Source organism: Labrenzia sp. 5N (assembly GCF_012395805.1).
GTDB lineage: Bacteria > Pseudomonadota > Alphaproteobacteria > Rhizobiales > Stappiaceae > Roseibium > Roseibium algicola.
In genome coordinates, this window is the sequence record NZ_JAAZTM010000020.1 from 954,197 (window position 1) to 969,811 (window position 15,615).

General features: G+C 58.9%; 17 protein-coding genes. 6 read left to right on the forward strand and 11 right to left on the reverse strand.

What is annotated here, in order from left to right; genetic code table 11:
* The first annotated feature begins 30 nt into the window (after positions 1-30).
* From HEP89_RS24805 to HEP89_RS24815, 3 genes are all read left to right on the forward strand, one after another.
* Positions 31-759, forward strand: coding sequence for an SDR family NAD(P)-dependent oxidoreductase (locus HEP89_RS24805; protein WP_152511124.1), 729 nt, complete (start codon positions 31-33; stop codon positions 757-759).
* Between the two features lie 92 nt (positions 760-851).
* Positions 852-1,466, forward strand: a complete 615-nt coding sequence (locus HEP89_RS24810; RefSeq protein ID WP_168693283.1) for an HAD-IA family hydrolase — start codon at positions 852-854, stop codon at positions 1,464-1,466.
* Between the two features lie 47 nt (positions 1,467-1,513).
* Positions 1,514-1,885 carry a VOC family protein gene (locus HEP89_RS24815; RefSeq protein ID WP_168693284.1) on the forward strand — a complete coding sequence of 124 codons (372 nt, stop codon included), beginning with the start codon at positions 1,514-1,516 and terminating at the stop codon, positions 1,883-1,885.
* 6 nt (positions 1,886-1,891) lie between these two features.
* Here the strand turns inward: HEP89_RS24815 and HEP89_RS24820 are convergent, their stop codons facing one another.
* The 9 genes from HEP89_RS24820 to HEP89_RS24860 all read right to left on the reverse strand — a co-directional run bounded on the left by HEP89_RS24820 (position 1,892) and on the right by HEP89_RS24860 (position 10,474).
* The gene (locus HEP89_RS24820) at positions 1,892-2,689 is read right to left on the reverse strand and encodes an inositol monophosphatase family protein (protein ID WP_023003953.1); all 798 of its coding nucleotides are present in this window, start codon (positions 2,687-2,689) and stop codon (positions 1,892-1,894) included.
* Between the two features lie 107 nt (positions 2,690-2,796).
* Positions 2,797-4,218, reverse strand: a complete 1,422-nt coding sequence (der, locus tag HEP89_RS24825; RefSeq protein ID WP_023003952.1) for a ribosome biogenesis GTPase Der — start codon at positions 4,216-4,218, stop codon at positions 2,797-2,799.
* A gap of 47 nt (positions 4,219-4,265) precedes the next feature.
* Positions 4,266-5,618, reverse strand: coding sequence for a PQQ-binding-like beta-propeller repeat protein (locus tag HEP89_RS24830; protein ID WP_023003951.1), 1,353 nt, complete (start codon positions 5,616-5,618; stop codon positions 4,266-4,268).
* Entirely contained in the window at positions 5,615-6,298 is a 684-nt protein-coding gene (locus HEP89_RS24835) for a tetratricopeptide repeat protein (RefSeq protein WP_023003950.1), read from the reverse strand. Before HEP89_RS24835 ends, HEP89_RS24830 begins: the two co-directional genes overlap by 4 nt.
* Positions 6,299-6,499: 201 nt before the next feature.
* Positions 6,500-7,084 (reverse strand): NnrU family protein, encoded by a 585-nt coding sequence (locus HEP89_RS24840; RefSeq protein WP_168693285.1) that lies wholly within the window; start codon positions 7,082-7,084, stop codon positions 6,500-6,502.
* A 100-nt stretch (positions 7,085-7,184) separates the two neighbouring features.
* On the reverse strand, positions 7,185-8,324 hold the full coding sequence (locus HEP89_RS24845) for a Gfo/Idh/MocA family oxidoreductase (protein ID WP_168693286.1): 1,140 nt from the start codon (positions 8,322-8,324) through the stop codon (positions 7,185-7,187).
* Positions 8,325-8,410: 86 nt separating this feature from the next.
* Positions 8,411-8,818 (reverse strand): Fur family transcriptional regulator, encoded by a 408-nt coding sequence (locus HEP89_RS24850; RefSeq protein ID WP_023003947.1) that lies wholly within the window; start codon positions 8,816-8,818, stop codon positions 8,411-8,413.
* A complete protein-coding gene (znuB, locus tag HEP89_RS24855) occupies positions 8,815-9,642 on the reverse strand; it encodes a zinc ABC transporter permease subunit ZnuB (RefSeq protein ID WP_168693287.1) in 828 nt (275 codons plus the stop codon). The genes HEP89_RS24850 and znuB overlap by 4 nt, the downstream gene beginning before the upstream one ends.
* Entirely contained in the window at positions 9,632-10,474 is an 843-nt protein-coding gene (locus HEP89_RS24860) for a metal ABC transporter ATP-binding protein (RefSeq protein WP_055653619.1), read from the reverse strand. Before HEP89_RS24860 ends, znuB begins: the two co-directional genes overlap by 11 nt.
* 171 nt (positions 10,475-10,645) lie before the next feature.
* Between HEP89_RS24860 and HEP89_RS24865 the strand changes: the two genes are divergently transcribed.
* Together HEP89_RS24865 and pcaF are read left to right on the forward strand one after the other, a co-directional pair.
* Positions 10,646-12,049 carry a mannose-1-phosphate guanylyltransferase/mannose-6-phosphate isomerase gene (locus tag HEP89_RS24865; RefSeq protein ID WP_082809936.1) on the forward strand — a complete coding sequence of 468 codons (1,404 nt, stop codon included), beginning with the start codon at positions 10,646-10,648 and terminating at the stop codon, positions 12,047-12,049.
* A 118-nt stretch (positions 12,050-12,167) separates the two neighbouring features.
* Positions 12,168-13,370: a 3-oxoadipyl-CoA thiolase gene (gene pcaF / locus HEP89_RS24870; RefSeq protein WP_077290121.1), complete on the forward strand. Its 1,203-nt coding sequence runs from the start codon at positions 12,168-12,170 to the stop codon at positions 13,368-13,370.
* A gap of 11 nt (positions 13,371-13,381) precedes the next feature.
* Here pcaF and HEP89_RS24875 read toward each other — a convergent pair whose 3' ends face one another.
* On the reverse strand, positions 13,382-13,807 hold the full coding sequence (locus tag HEP89_RS24875) for a hypothetical protein (RefSeq protein WP_156912297.1): 426 nt from the start codon (positions 13,805-13,807) through the stop codon (positions 13,382-13,384).
* 539 nt (positions 13,808-14,346) lie between these two features.
* Entirely contained in the window at positions 14,347-14,733 is a 387-nt protein-coding gene (locus HEP89_RS24880; protein WP_075281543.1) for a hypothetical protein, read from the reverse strand.
* Between the two features lie 307 nt (positions 14,734-15,040).
* Between HEP89_RS24880 and HEP89_RS24885 the strand changes: the two genes are divergently transcribed.
* Entirely contained in the window at positions 15,041-15,598 is a 558-nt protein-coding gene (locus HEP89_RS24885) for a helix-turn-helix transcriptional regulator (RefSeq protein WP_023003940.1), read from the forward strand.
* Positions 15,599-15,615 lie beyond the last annotated feature (17 nt).

Genomic DNA, 15,615 nt, shown 5'->3' on the forward strand with positions numbered 1-15,615 from the left:
CGGAGGGCAAATTGATCTAAGAGATCACGCATGATCAAAGACTTTGAAGGCCGGGTCGCTCTCGTCACCGGCGCCTCCCGCGGAATCGGCTATCAGATCGCAAAGCAGCTCGGCGAACGTGGTGCGCATGTCATTGCGCTTGCGCGGACTGTCGGCGGCCTGGAAGACCTCGATGACGAGATCCGCTCCGCAGGCGGGGAAACAACGCTCGTCCCGCTTGACCTGACCGACTTCGACGCGCTCGACCGGCTTGGCGCCGCGATCTACGAACGCTGGAAGAAGCTCGATATCTTCGTTGCCAATGCCGGCATGCTGGGTGTTCTGTCGCCGATCGGCCACATCAGCCCGAAGGACTTCGAGAAAGTGACGGCGGTGAATGTCGTTGCCAACTGGCGGCTGATCCGCTCTCTGGACCCGCTCCTGCGCCAGTCGGACGCGGGCCGTGCACTGTTCCTGTCTTCCGTTCATGCAAGCACCTGCACACCCTTCTGGGGCCTACAGTCCATCAGCAAGGCTTCCGTTGAAGCCATGGCACGGACCTGGGCGAATGAAAGCCTGCAGACGAAGATGAAGATCAACCTGGCCGACCCGGGCCCTACCCGCACAGGGCTGCGCGCCAAGGCAATGCCGGGCGAGCTTGCCACCAACCTTCCGACGCCGGATGATGTTGCGGCAGATCTTCTGCCCTTGCTGATGCCGGACGTTCTGGAAACCGGCCGCCTGTACGACCGCGTCAGCGGAGAATGGATTCAGCCCTAAGGCGGATCCTGCTGGGCTGATCCAATCAACGGTTGCATAGCCCGTTCATTCGCTTTACGCCTTCCGGTTGATGATCGGAAGGGAAGAATGCCATGCGGTCAGATATCAGTGTCATCGCCTGGGATTTCGACGGCGTTCTAAACCGCAATGTCGTCGACGGCAGGTTCATCTGGGCCGACACGCTGGAGAGCGACCTCGGCATCGCGCTCGATGCATTCGAACGCGGCGTCTTCGATGCCTCCTTCCTGCAAGTCATCTCCGGGAAACGGGACATAAAAACTCACCTGCAAGACTGGCTTGACCGGTGCGGCTACCTCCTGGATGCGAGAGAACTTCTCGACTACTGGTTTGCCAAGGATGATCTGCGGGATCCCTTCACCTGCAGCCTGCTTGAACATCTGACAAGTCATGACGTCGTTCAAGTGATAGCGACGAACAATGAAGATCGCCGCTGCAGCTACATTGAGCACCAGTCCGGCTTCGGCTCGCTCGTCAGCCAGATTTTCTCTTCCGGCCGCATCAAGTCAGCCAAGCCGGACACCGCGTTCTTCGCCCATGTCAGCGACACTCTCAAGGTTGCCCCGTCCGAGATCTTGCTGATCGACGACAGCGCCACAAACGTTCGCGTAGCGAAGGCGCTTGGCTGGAAGGGCTTTCATTTTACCGAGAAGACCCGCCTGGAACTTGCTTCCTTTCTGGAACTTTGAAAGCATGCAGGGTATCCAGCGGCGATCGCTGCAGAGGAGCCAGGAAGATGAAACTCGGCGCGTTCTCGGTCAGTCTGGCCGTCAAGGATCTCGAAAAATCGAAGGCGTTCTACGAAGGACTTGGCTTCGTGGATATCGGCATCTCGGACGCGGACAACTGGGCGGTCCTGAAGAACGGCGATACCATCATCGGGCTGTTTCAGGGCATGTTCGACAAGAACATACTCACCTTCAATCCCGGCTGGGACCAGGATGCCAGGACACTGGAAGATTTTCAGGATGTACGGGACATCCAAAAGGTGCTGAAGGCGAAGGGATACGCTTTCGCATCCGAAGCTGACGAGGCCGGCAGTGGTCGGGCCAGCTTCATGCTGGTCGACCCGGATGGAAACCCGGTTCTTGTCGACCAGCATGTGTGAGGCTGATTAAGCAGCTTCGAAAGGCGCAAAGGAACTTTCGGCGATTTCCTTCAGGTCAGCAAAGACGCCGGGAGCGCCAACAACGACACGTGCGCCATCGTAAAGGGACTGGTTGATGTCCTGTTCCAGAACTTCACCACCGGCTTCCTTGGTGATCAGCATGCCTGCAAGGCAGTCCCAGGCGTTCATGTGGGATTCTACATAACCGATAAGGCGCCCGGAAGCCGCGTAGGCAAGCATCAGACCGCCCGAGGCATTGCGGAAGAACACACCGCCCTTGGAGACCAGGGCACCGACGACGTTGACCGCATCCGTGACGGCAGTGCGGCCGTTGAAACCAACACCGACAGAGCCGTGAGAAAGGCTTTCGCTGTCGGAGGCACGGATCGGCTTGCCATTGAGGAACGCACCGTGACCGGCGGCAGCCTTGAAGGTTTCCTTGGACACCGGATCATGGATCACACCGACAATCACCTGGCCCTGATGAACGCAGGAGATGATGACGCACCACTGCGGAATGCCGGCAACGAAATTTGCCGTACCGTCGATAGGGTCGGTAACCCAGGTGTAGCCCGAAGACCCTTCTTCCATGCCATGCTCTTCGCCCAGGATACCGTCGTCCGGATAGCTCTTTGCGAGTTCCGCGCGGATGAGCGTTTCCACATTGCGGTCCGCTTCCGAGACGAGGTCTTGATGACCCTTCTGCGTAATCGTCAGCGTGTCCAGCTTGTGAAAATAGTCGAGACCGAGCTCGCCAGCCTTTTCGGCAAGGGCAACGGCGAATTCCAGCCGGTCGATGGACATGGTTCAAACTCCCTTAAGTGTCGATAGCGCGGCGGGAAGCTGCTTTCCCGCCAGGAAAGAAGAATACTGGCTGGCAGCCTGGCAAAATGGCAGGCTGCCCTCCCCACTCAGCCCCGTTTTCTCTTCGGGGCGTAAGGGTTTTCGCCTTTGCGATAGGACAGGCGAATGGGAGTTCCGTGTATGTTGAAGGTCTGGCGCAGCGAGTTGACCAGATAGCGCGTGTAGCTTTCCGGCAATTGTTCGGGACGCGAACAAAAAACCACGAAATGTGGCGGCCGCGTCTTGGGCTGGGTCATGTAACGCAGGCGCACCCGGCGTCCGGCAACTGCAGGGGGCGGATGGTTCGCGGTGACCTTGTCCAGCCAACGGTTCAGCTTGGCGGTCGAGACACGCGAGTTCCAGGCCTCGTAGGCGGTAAAGACGCTTTCGATCAGGCGATCGACGCCCTGCCCTTGCTGGCCGGACAAAGTCGCGATCTGAACACCGCGGATCTGGTTGAAATACCGCTCGTTGGCGTCCTTGATTTTCTTCCAGGCTTCTTCCCGGTCTTCGATCAGGTCCCACTTGTTGATCGCAATCACCAGCGCGCGGCCTTCGCGCGCGACCAGATCGATGATCTGCAGGTCCTGCTTCTCGAAGGACATGGTGGCGTCCAGCGTGACAACAACCACTTCGGCGAACTTGATCGCACGCAGAGCGTCAGCCACGGAAAGCTTTTCGAGCTTTTCCTGAACGCGCGCCTTTTTCCGGATACCGGCGGTATCGAACAGCTTGATATGCCTGTCGCGCCAGACCCAATCTACCGAGATGGAATCGCGCGTGATGCCTGCTTCCGGGCCGGTCAGCATGCGGTCTTCGCCCAGCATGCGGTTGATCAGCGTCGACTTGCCCGCATTCGGACGGCCGACGATGGCAACACGCAGCGGTCTTTCAATGGTGCCGACCGGCTCTTCGTCCTCGACGAATTCCCCGTCCTCGTCGACATCCACGTTGGTGATCGCCTCTTCGCGCTTTGCCTCTTCTTCTTCCGTGACCCGGTCGACATGAGGTTTCAGAGCATCATAGAGATCAGCAAGCCCCTCGCCGTGTTCAGCGGAGATTGCAATCGGATCACCGAGCCCAAGCGAATAGGATTCGTAAAGTCCGCTCTCTCCGGCCCTGCCTTCCGCCTTGTTGGCCAGCAGGATCACCGGGCGGGTGGTCTTGCGTGCGACTTCGGCAAAATGGGCATCAAGCGGCGTTACACCGGCACGAGCGTCAATCACGAACAGAACCGCGTCGGCGGTTTCGATGGCCTCCTCGGTCTGCCGGCGCATGCGGCCCTCAAGGGATTCCTTGTCCGCATCTTCGAGACCAGCGGTGTCGATGATCGTAAAGCGCAAGTCGCCCAAACGGGCATCGCCCGGCCGCCGGTCTCGCGTCACACCAGGTGTGTCGTCTACCAGCGCCAGGCGCTTGCCCACAAGGCGATTGAACAGGGTGGACTTGCCGACATTCGGCCGTCCGATAATGGCGACAGTAGCGCCCACAGCAGATTCTCCTGATAGGCGGGCCTCTTCGGGCCCTGCCTCAAATGCTAGTTGAAGGCAGCGACGCCGTCATTGCCTGTCAGCACGATAATCCGGCCTCCGGCGACGATCGGTGTCACATAGACATCCGTATTGGTCCGCTGCGTCAACATGGTTTTTCCAGAAGCGGCATCCACGATTGCGATCTGACCGTCGCTGGAAAAGGCAACCAGTGCCCCATTCGCCAGGATCGGGCCAGCCCAATTGCGGCGCTTCTTCTTCTTTTCCGGACGCGGCAAGGCCGTTGCCCAGAGGGTTTCCCCGTTTTTCAGATTGAGGGCGACCATACGGTCGTCGAGATCAACCATGAACAACGCGCTGCCGGAGACTACCGGCGTGTGCACGCTGCCGAGATCCTGTTCCCAGCGACGCTGGCCGGTGCGGGCATCCACCGCAACCGTGCGGCCGGCAACACCAGTGGCATAAACCGTACTGCCGGAGACAACCGGGCTAGCCGAAACGTCCGCGAGACCGGACAGGGCAAGTGTCCTGAAGCCGCGCGACACGCCATCGATCCAGGCCGGTTCGCCCGACTTGATGTCGATTGCCATGATTTCACCGGAGGAGAACGGCACGATGACACGGTTGCCGGAAATGGCCGGATTGGCCGCAGACAACAGACCAGCGGTTTCCTCGATACCTGCATAAGTCCAGGCAACGCTGCCGTCAGACTGCTTCAGGGCATAGACTTCGTTGGACTGGGATACAACGATGACATGACCGGCACCGGCAACAGGCGCACCACGAGCCGGCGTGTCGATGTCGACTTTCCAGATTTCCCGGCCGGAGCCGGCTTCAAGAGCCGCCACCTGACGATAGCTGGTGGCAGCGTAGACAACGCCGCCTTCAACGGCGACACCACCACCAGGCCCCACATCCCTTTCGCCTTCCGGACGCAGGTTCTGAGTCCACTGGCGTCCACCACCCGTCGACAACGCTACGACTTCGCCATTCGGCTTGTAGACGTAAATACGGCTGCCATCGCTGACCGGACGGGAAGACACCCGAAGTGCGGATGTTGTCAGCCCGCCGCCGGACGAGCCGACCTGAGCGCGCCAGGCACGATTGCCGGAGACGGATATGGCGACGTTGCCCGGATCGTTGGTCAGGCCACCACCGGCTGTTGACCAGGACTGCCCGCCAGTCGCAGAACCGACCTTTGCTGCCTGGCCAAGCGCTTCGGCTGCCGGATCGGCACCGTCGAAAACGGGCTGGCGCTCACCCTTGAGGATTTTCTCGCGAGCAAACGGGTTTATGTTCTCGGTAAATTCGCTGACCGACCCGCAACCGGTGAGGACGAGCGAAAGCGCAATGGCACCAAACACACCGCGTCTGCGGAAAGAAACGGTTACAAAACTCACTGGTTGTTTCCTTCACTGTCCGCCTTGGCTTCGCCGTTGCTGGACCGGATCACGTCACTCAGGATCGACACGCGCCGGCTCACGTCTGCCGGTGTTTCCGCGTCGTCTTCAAGAGCGGAAATCCACTGACGGGCTGTTTCAATATCGCCGGCTTTCCATGCACTTAGGGCAAGAAGTTCGCGTGCAGCTGCACGGAACGGACCAGTGTCACCGGTCAGCTTCTCGACCCGGTCGGCAATATCGCCGTAGCCTTGGGTGTCGACGGCAAGATAAGCAGCACGCAGCGCTGCTACATCACGCAGAGCATCCATGATGCTGGTATCGCGCGACAGGGCATCGAATTCGGCCAGGGCTTCTTCAGTCTTGCCGGAATTGGAAAGATCGGTTGCCTGACGCAGTTTCGCCAAGGCCGGGTATCCGCCAAGGGCGTTGTCCAGTTCACCGTAAAGAGCTGCTGCTTCTTCGTAGTTCTGGGCTTCGGAAAGCCTCACGGCTTCAAAGAACGTGTCGCCAGCGCTCTGGGACTGCTGTTCCTGCCAGTAGAGCCAGCCGCGATAGCCGCCGGTGCCAACAATGATCAAGACCGCAACGCCAAGCACCCACGGACCGAAGCGGTCCCAAAGCCGACGGTATTTTTCCTGGCGGATATCTTCATCGACTTCACGAAAAATGTCAGACATGCGTGTCTATTTCCTGCATTCACTTCTTCGGCCCGGCACGTCTGCCCGGGCACGGCCCCTTCATGAGTGGCGCACATTATCCACTTGATCCGGCTCGGGCAATTCCCTGAAGGGGCTTAAATCGGTCCTTCATGGCGCAAGTGGGGCAATCCGGCACGGAATGCCGGATTTCTAACGTAATTTCAAGCTCCGCGACCGCTATCAGGCCACCGGAACGCCGATCAACAAGGCGTGCAGCTTCCACGCGAACAGTCCGTAGAGAACCAAGCCCAACAGAATCACCACAAAATCGGAGTATTTTCCGGGCTTGGCCGTTGCCAGTGCACCTATCTGCCCTGCGCCGGGCCCGCGGCGCTTGACCGAAATCCGGTCTGCCACTGCCCAGGCGAGAAAACCGCCAAACAAAAGCACCGAAGCCAGATCGCCATTTGCCAGAAGGTGAGCCAATGCCCATAGTTTTATGGCCACCAGCATCGGATGTTTCAGGACTGTCTGGATCCGCGACGGCACATAGGCAGCGACAAGGAAAATGAAAACAGGAACCATGAACAGCATGGTGACGTGGCGCAGCCAGAACGGCGGATCGTACAGCACCGGCGGGCCTTCAAAACGGGCCACGCCATAACCGTAAACGATCAGCCCCAGACCGACGAACGACAAGAGCGTATATAGACCCTTGTACGGTGTTTCGCCGAGCCTTGAGACCAGCCCATTGCGCGTTGCCGGAAACATCGGCAACGTGTGAATTCCCAAAAACAGCACAAGGCCGGCGATCAACAAGGCCATTCCCGCTCTCCCTCTTTTGCCCGCAAGCGGCCGGGTGCCCTCAGACCCGGACATCCCTTGCGGCGAAGATAGGTGGCTGGCGGTGCACCTGCAACCAGCTTCAGACGAGCAATTTGACTGCCTCAGCGGCAGCAAGCGCCTGTGGACGGCTGGCCTGGTGTTCGATTTCGACGAACGTCCCCGTTTCGGCGGATTTCAAAATCGACACCATGACGTCGACCGCATGCAGTGCCCGTTCGAGCGAACAGCGGAACTCGGTGTCGTCTCCACTCAGGATCGACTGGGCCATGTCTGCCAGACCGGCAGCGCGGTAGTTCGCACGCGGCAGGCCGTTGTCATCGACATTCGCCAAACCGAACGGGTGCATCGCATCGTCCAGTGCTTTTGTCGTTCCATCTTCGGTGACCAGGCTTACGTCTCCGCCGAAATAGTTCGGGTCGGCCAAAAAAAGTGTTCCCCGGGTTCCGTAAAGCTCCATAGGCTGGTGCCTGTGTGCCCAGACGTCCCAGCTCGCCGTCAGCGTTACTTTTGCACCGGACAGGAACTCGAGAATCGCATGGATCGTGGTTGGGGTGGTGACATCGATCTTTTCACCATTTCGAGTGCCACTCCCGATCGTCCGGGTCTTGAACGGCATGGCTGACATGGCGCACACACGCTTTACCGGGCCGATCAGATTGAGCAACGCGGCAATATAATAAGGTCCGAGGTCGAGAACCGGCCCCCCTCCCGGTTTGAAGAAGAAGTCCGGGTTGGGATGCCAATGTTCCATGCCGTGACTCATGACATGGCACGTGCCGCCAACGATTTCTCCGATCAGTCCTTCGTCAACTGCCTTGCGGGCAATCTGATGTGCCCCGCCCAGAAACGTATCCGGTGCACACCCGACCCTCAGATGTTTTTTGCGTGCAAAATCGGCAAGCGCCTGCCCGTCCCGGATCGACAGAGCCAGAGGTTTTTCCGAGTAGACATGCTTCCCGTGCGCCAGGATTTCATGGGAAACGAGATAATGGGCATCGGGAACAGTCAGATTGACAATCAGATCGACATCATCCGCCAGAAGCAGGTCGTGCACGGTGAGTGCACGCACGCCGTATTCGGATGCGCGCTCTTCCGCAGCATGACGGTTCAGATCCGCACAGGCCTTGATTTCAAGGCCATTGAACTTTGGCGCCAGATCAAAATAGGTCTTTGAGATGGTGCCGCATCCGATGATGCCGATGCCCAGTTTGTCTGCCATGAACCTCTCCGGGGATTCGATGCAGACATCCTAGAACAAAGACACTGTCTCGGAAATCAAATGGATGCCGGGAAACACCGCCAGGGTTACATCGGCATGGTGCACTGCCGGCAGGTACCGCGCAGTTCGATGGTTGTCCGGGACAACTGGAAGCCTTCGCTCTGCGTCCATTCCCTCAGGAGAGAAATGGCCTTGTCCGGCGTAAACTCGCTGACGACACCACATTTTTCACAGATGGCGAAGGCAGCCGTGCCATGACCGGAGCAGCCCTTGTGGGAACAGGCCACAAAGGCATTGAGGCTTTCCAGCCGGTGGACCATTCCGTATTCCACCAGCTTGTCGAGAGCCCGGTAGACCTGCAACGGCGCACGGAAACCGCTGTCGCGCAACAGATCGAGAATCGCATAGGCCGTCAAAGGGCCACCCGCGTCCGACAACGAGCCGAACACCAGGGCCTGGTTCTTGGTCAGTTCGGGATGTGTCTCAACGCTCACGGACGATCTCCTTTCGTGCTCGATCTCACCCTTCTCACGATTTGCACACCCGGGACAAGACTGACGACAAACAGCGCCATCGCCGCAACGACGATGGAGGGGCCGGACGGGGTATCGTAGGCCAGCGAACTATAGAGCCCGCCGACGACGGCGGCGGCTCCGGTCAGGGCTGCAATCACCGCCATCTGTTCCGGCGACGCCGACAGACGCCGGGCGGCAGCGGCCGGAATGATCAGCAGCGCTGTGATAAGCAGCGCGCCGATGATCTTCAGAGAAATGGCAATGACGATTGCCGTCAGCAGCATGAAGATCAGCTCGGTCCGCTCAGGCTTCAGGCCCTCGCCCGCGGCAATGTCCGGACTGACCGTTGCTGCGAACAGGCGGCGCCAGATAACCACGAGGACACCGAGCACGATCGCACCGCCAGCGTAGATCATGGCAATATCCATGGGTGTGACGGCCAGGATATCGCCGAAGAGCAGCCCCAGCAGATCGACCCGAACCCATGTCATGAAGGCCAGACAGACCAATCCCAGGGCGAGCGCGGAATGGGACAGCAAGCCAAGCAACGCATCGGAAGAAAGCGTGTCGCTGCGCCTCAGTGCCATCAGCACGATCGCCAGAAGGATGGAAACGACCCCGACGGCCAACGTGGTGTTGACGTTGAGGAGCAGCGACAGGGCGACGCCCAGCAAGGCTGCGTGCGACAGCGTATCGCCGAAATAGGCCATGCGACGCCAGACGATGAAACAGCCAAGCGGTCCTGCAACAAGTGCCACACCTATGCCGGCAATGAGTGCACGGGTGAAGAAATCATCCAGCATTTCGAATGCCGCCTTCTTTCTCCGCAGCCGCATCGGCAGGTGCGTGATGATGCTCGCCGGAACAGGAGGAACACAGCGAACCGTCTGCGTGGCGCACCTTTCCATCCGGCAGATGCACGTGGTCATGGTGATGTTCATAGACGGCAATCGCCGCATTGCGCCGGTTGCCAAACAGCGCATGATACCGGTCGTCACGGCTGACGTCAGAAGGGGTTCCGCGGCAGCAAACGTGACCATTGAGGCAAATCACCTGATCTGCTGCGGCCATGACGACATGAAGATCGTGAGAGATCATCAGGATGCCGCAGCCAAGCGTGTTGCGGATTTCGGAAATGAGGTCGTAGATCGCGATCTCACCGGCATAATCCACGCCTTGCACCGGTTCGTCCAACACCAGCAGTCCGGGATTGCGGGCAATCGCGCGCGCCAGCATGACACGCTGCATTTCACCGCCGGAGAGCGTGCGCATCTGAGAAGTCATCAGCCTTTCAGCGCCGGTGCGCGCCAGCGCAGCGCGGCATTCGGCATCGGACAGGGGATTCGTCAGCCGCATGAACCTGGCGACCGTCAGCGGCAACGTCCAGTCGATGGCGAGCTTCTGCGGCACATAGCCAATTTTCAGGCCGGGCTTGCGTTCGGCACGGCCTTCGCTCGGGCTCAGGATCCCAAGCGCCATCTTGGCCGTTGTCGACTTGCCGGACCCATTGGGCCCGATAAGCGTCACGATTTCACCCGGTGAAACCGATAGATCTACGCCGCGCACCAGCCATTCACCGCCCTTGCGGATGCCCGCGCGGTCAAGCTGAACAAGCCTGGTATCCGAATTTGTCATAGTCCTGAAAGCCTGCTGCGCTCTTTGGGAACCAACGCCCTGGCGTTACGTTATTACGTATGTAGCGTTCAAGCCACTTGCTTGCAACTTGTCCCGGTGCTGATTAACACTCAAAGCAACACCGGTGCTCCCGCAAGCGCCCGAATGTGCCAGCAGAACAGGAAGCAAAGCATGATTTTCCCTTGTATTTTGTCCGGTGGTGTAGGTTCGCGGCTGTGGCCGCTGTCACGCACCGACCGGCCAAAACAGTTTTTGCCACTGTTTGGCGGGGAAAGTCTGTTCCAGAAGACCTGCAAGCGCGTCAATCGGCCGGACTTTGCCGCTCCGATCGTGATCGGCAGCAATGCCCACCGGTTTCTGATCGGCGAGCAGCTCAACGAACTGGGGCTCGAAGCCCGGTCCATCCTGCTTGAGCCTGTCGGCCGAAATACAGCGCCCCCTGCCCTGATGGCAGCTTTGATTGCCGCTGAAACCGACCCGAACGCCCTGATCCTGCTGTTGCCCTCCGACCACCTGATCCGGAAGGAAGATCTTTTCCTGACTGCCGTCCATCAGGCGGAGACAGCCGCTCGCGCAGGCAAGATCGTGACCTTCGGCATCGAACCCAGCGAAGCCAATACCGGATACGGATACATCAAGGTTGCAAGTGGCAGCGAGCCTGTGCGGCCTGTGGAAGCCTTTGTCGAGAAGCCTGACCAGGACCGTGCCGATGCCTTCCTGAAAGACGGCAGCTATGTCTGGAATGCCGGCATCTTTCTTTATGCCGCCAATACGATGATTGATGCTTTCAAGAAGCACCAGCCGGAGCTTTACGAGAACATCGTCGCCGTCATGAAGACACGGCATGGGGATCTGGATTTTACGCGACTGAACCAGGAAGCCTTCGAAGCACTGGACAACATTTCCATCGACTACGCCATCATGGAAAAGGCGGACAACGTCGTCTGCGCGCCTGTTGCACCGGAATGGGACGATCTGGGTTCCTGGTCGGCGATCTGGACGGTCCTTGACAAGGATGCCCAGGGCAATTCCGGATTGGGCGATGCCCGCTTTCTCGATAGCAACAACTGCCTGGCCTATGCTGAACGCGGGCTCGTATCCGTTATCGGCCTTGAGGATGTCATGGTGATCGCCACGACCGACAGCGTTCTTGTTGCCCACAAGGACAAGGCGCAGGACGTCAAGACCGTTGTGGAGCAACTGAAGGCGGAAGGCAGGCATGAGGTGGACCGGCACCCGAGGTCCTACCGTCCTTGGGGCTACACCGAACGCATCAACGCCGGCGAGCGTTTTTCCGTTCAGTCAATGATGATCAAGCCGGGCAAGAGGCTCAGCCTGCAAAGCCACCTTCACCGGACGGAGCACTGGGTGGTGGTGTCCGGTACGCTCGAGATCACGATCAATGGCGAAACGCGCCTGCTCAGCGAAAACCAGTCCGCATATGTGCCGCTTGGAGCGCAGCACACGTTGCATAACCCGGGCAAGATTCCGGTGCGGATGATTGAGGTGCAGTCCGGAACCTACCTGCAGGAAGACGATATCCGGCGCCATCCGGAAACATCACAAAACTCCTGACGTGATCGATTTTTCTGTGATGCGTTCTTGCCCTGCCAGATGATTTCCGGCAAGACTTCACGTCAATTCGCGACCATGCCCCAGAGGCCAACGCCACGCGACGGAGAGGAAAACGCTCATGCATCATGTCTTCATTTGCGATTATGTCCGCACCCCCATCGGACGCTATGGCGGCATGCTGTCCTCTGTCCGCGCTGACGATCTAGGTGCAATCCCCATCAGCGCCCTCATGGAGCGCAATCCGGACACGGACTGGGCCGAGGTAGATGACGTCTTTTATGGCTGTGCCAACCAGGCCGGTGAAGACAATCGAAACGTCGCGCGCATGTCGGCACTGCTGGCGGGCCTGCCGGAGACAGTTCCCGGTCTGACGCTCAACCGGCTTTGTGGTTCGGGAATGGACGCCGTTATGACTGCGGCCAGGGCGATCAAGGCCGGCGAAATCGATCTGGCCATCGCTGGCGGCGTTGAAAGCATGTCCCGCGCACCTTTTGTCATGCCAAAGGCAGACACCGCCTTTTCCCGCTCGGCTGAAATCTTCGACACGACAATCGGCTGGCGCTTCGTCAATCCGCTTCTCAAACGCCAATATGGTATCGATTCCATGCCGGAAACGGCGGAAAACGTTGCCGAACAATTCCAGATCTCGCGACAGGACCAGGATGCCTTCGCGCTGCGCAGCCAGCAGCGAGCCTCCGCCGCTCAGCAATCCGGTCGGTTCGCTGAAGAAATCGTTCCCGTCATGATCCCGCAACGCAAGGGCGACCCTATTCTGGTGGACAAGGACGAACACCCCAGGAACACAACCCTGGAGGCCCTTTCGGCACTCAAGACGCCGTTCCGTGAAAATGGTTCGGTGACCGCCGGCAACGCGTCCGGTGTCAACGACGGTGCTGCGGCTTTGCTGATCGCGTCGGAAGCTGCGGTGGCCAAGCACAATCTCACGCCGATCGCCCGCGTCGTCGGTGGAGCCACCGCCGGCGTTCCGCCGCGGATCATGGGCATTGGCCCCGCGCCGGCGACGCGCAAGCTCTGCGCGCGCCTCGGAATCGCGCTGCCGGAGTTCGACGTGATCGAACTCAACGAAGCTTTCGCTGCCCAGGGCATTGCGGTCATGCGAGACCTTGGCCTGCCCGAAGACAGCGAAATCCTCAATCCGAATGGCGGTGCGATTGCACTCGGCCATCCGTTGGGGATGTCTGGCGCCAGAATCACGGGAACAGCAGCCCTGGAACTGAAAAAACGGGATGGAAACCTGGCGCTTGCCACCATGTGCATCGGTGTCGGCCAGGGTATAGCGCTGGCTCTGGCATCAGCGTAAGGCGTTTCTGATCAGATCGACAGTTTGGCGTGCCGGTCTTCACCAGTGCGCCAATACCGGCTCGGGCCAGTCCCCACCGGCACCGGCCGATCTTTTGCGGCAGTTGTTGCTGTCTGAGGAAAAGGCGCTGACTGCACCCTCTTTTCCATCGTGTCGCTGACTTCGCCCAGTTCATCCGACAGCCTTTCGAAGAGCAGGCTGGGCATGCGCAGCGTCGCGACATAGTAGGAAATCGCCTCATCTGCCGCTTTTTCCAGGTCCAGTTGACCGATCTCGCGCAGGGCATTTTCCGCCATCACATGAAGCTCGACCGCGTCTTCGACCAGTGGCTGCGCAACCTCTACCGCCTGGTCGGAATGGCTAGCAACCCAAAAGGCGATTGACGCTGAAAGGCTAACAAAAACAAAAACGTGCAAGTTTCTAAAAAGAAATCGCATTGCAACCCCAATGAATAATTAACAAAACGTTAATCTACCATTGGTCGTACAGGGCGCGTGTGAGATCTGCAACCTGTCCTTGCAGTTCTCCCTTTTTTTCGAACGCCATGGTTAACAGCGGTCTGCGCTGTTCGGAGACCTACCCTTCTTCGCTTCCCGATCCTGGAACGGACCACTGCGGACGTACTGACAGTCCTTCAGCTACATGACCTGGCCGCCCCTTCCCGGCACCGGAAATGGGGCACTGTCAGATTTGCCTGTAGGTATTTGCAGGTACGTAAAATTTTACATGCGGTATTACCGGGACTTTAGATCCTGCGACTGTATAAGCGCGGCATCAAAACGGAGGACGTCATGATCGAAAGGACCGGTGAGATGAGGCTCTCATCCCTGGGATTGCTGCTACTTTTAGCAGCTGCGGCCATGACCTTGTTTGCTGATTTGGGGCCACAGCCCTCGACTTCCGCCAAGGCCAAGTCAGTTTACCAGCAACTCGCTCATTGACCGTTTACGCAAGGTGCCGAACTGACCGAGAAGGTTCACCGGCGCAGATCGTGCCCGCGATTTGCTCTGGCTGGAACCGGCACCGGTTTCATTTGCCCGGTGAAAGATATCGGCAGTCTGCGCCTTGCGGCCCCACCTCCGCCTTTTCCGCTTCGGCCGGTTTCACCCAACAACATGATGGCTGAGCCCATGACCACGGACCCGAGCGTGATGAACAGGCCGAATGCCAGCATGATGACCGGCAGCACCGGGTCCTCTGCCGACATGACAAGCACTCTCAGATTACCGATATTGCCGAGGAAAATGCCGCCGAGCACGAGGCCGGCAATTGCCGTTCCCGCCAGGCCGTTGACTGCAAGCAGACGAAACAAGGGATCTCTCGGAAGCTTCAAGCGAACCGGCCCCTTCATCGACAATGCCATGGCGCGCACTCCTCGCTCTGCGATTGCTGTTGCGATGCATGATCAGCCTAGCGCCGATCGATACCTGCCAACAACCTGTCAAATAGACCGATTAAGATCATTTTGAAGATCAGCTCATAGTTTATTCATCTTCGACGCAAGATTTGTGCAGCGCACTCTTGATTACAAATGCGTGAGCATATATTTGTTCGATATATCGAACCAACATATGACACTTCTTACGATGCCTATAGCGTCATCCGGATCGCAACCGGGCTCGTATGAAGGCCGTCATGCCGGGAGGACGCTCCCAGGCACGGAGTTGTCAATGAGTGTACGCAGTCTCTGCCTCGCAATCCTTTCTTTCGGGGATGCCACCGGATACGAAATCCGGAAGGAGTCGACCGAAGGCCGGTTCAGCTATTTCGATGATGCGAGCTTCGGCTCGATCTATCCGGCGCTGGCGCGTCTGGAATCGGAAGGGCTTGTAACCGTGCGCGAGGAGCCGCAGGCAGGCAAACCTGCCCGCAAGGTCTATTCCATCACCGATGCCGGCCGGGAAGACTTCATCCAGTCCCTGTGTGATCCACAGGCGCCGGACACTTTCAAATCACCCTTTCTGCTGATCGCCCTCAACGCCGCGCAACTGCCTCCCGAGGTCATCCGCCGCGCGGTCGAACGGCGCAAGGCGCAGGTACACGCTGAGTTGCGCCTGCTGACAGACAACGAAAAAGACCAGGAATGTTCGCACCCCGGGTCAAACTGGACCCGTGAATACGGCATTGCCTGCATGAATTTCACCCTCGCCTATCTGGAAGAACATGGCGAGGCACTGATCAGGATTGCTGAAGAAGCGGCGCAGCCGGTTGCGGCAGCCGCAGAGTAAGCGCAAGACGTTTCGGA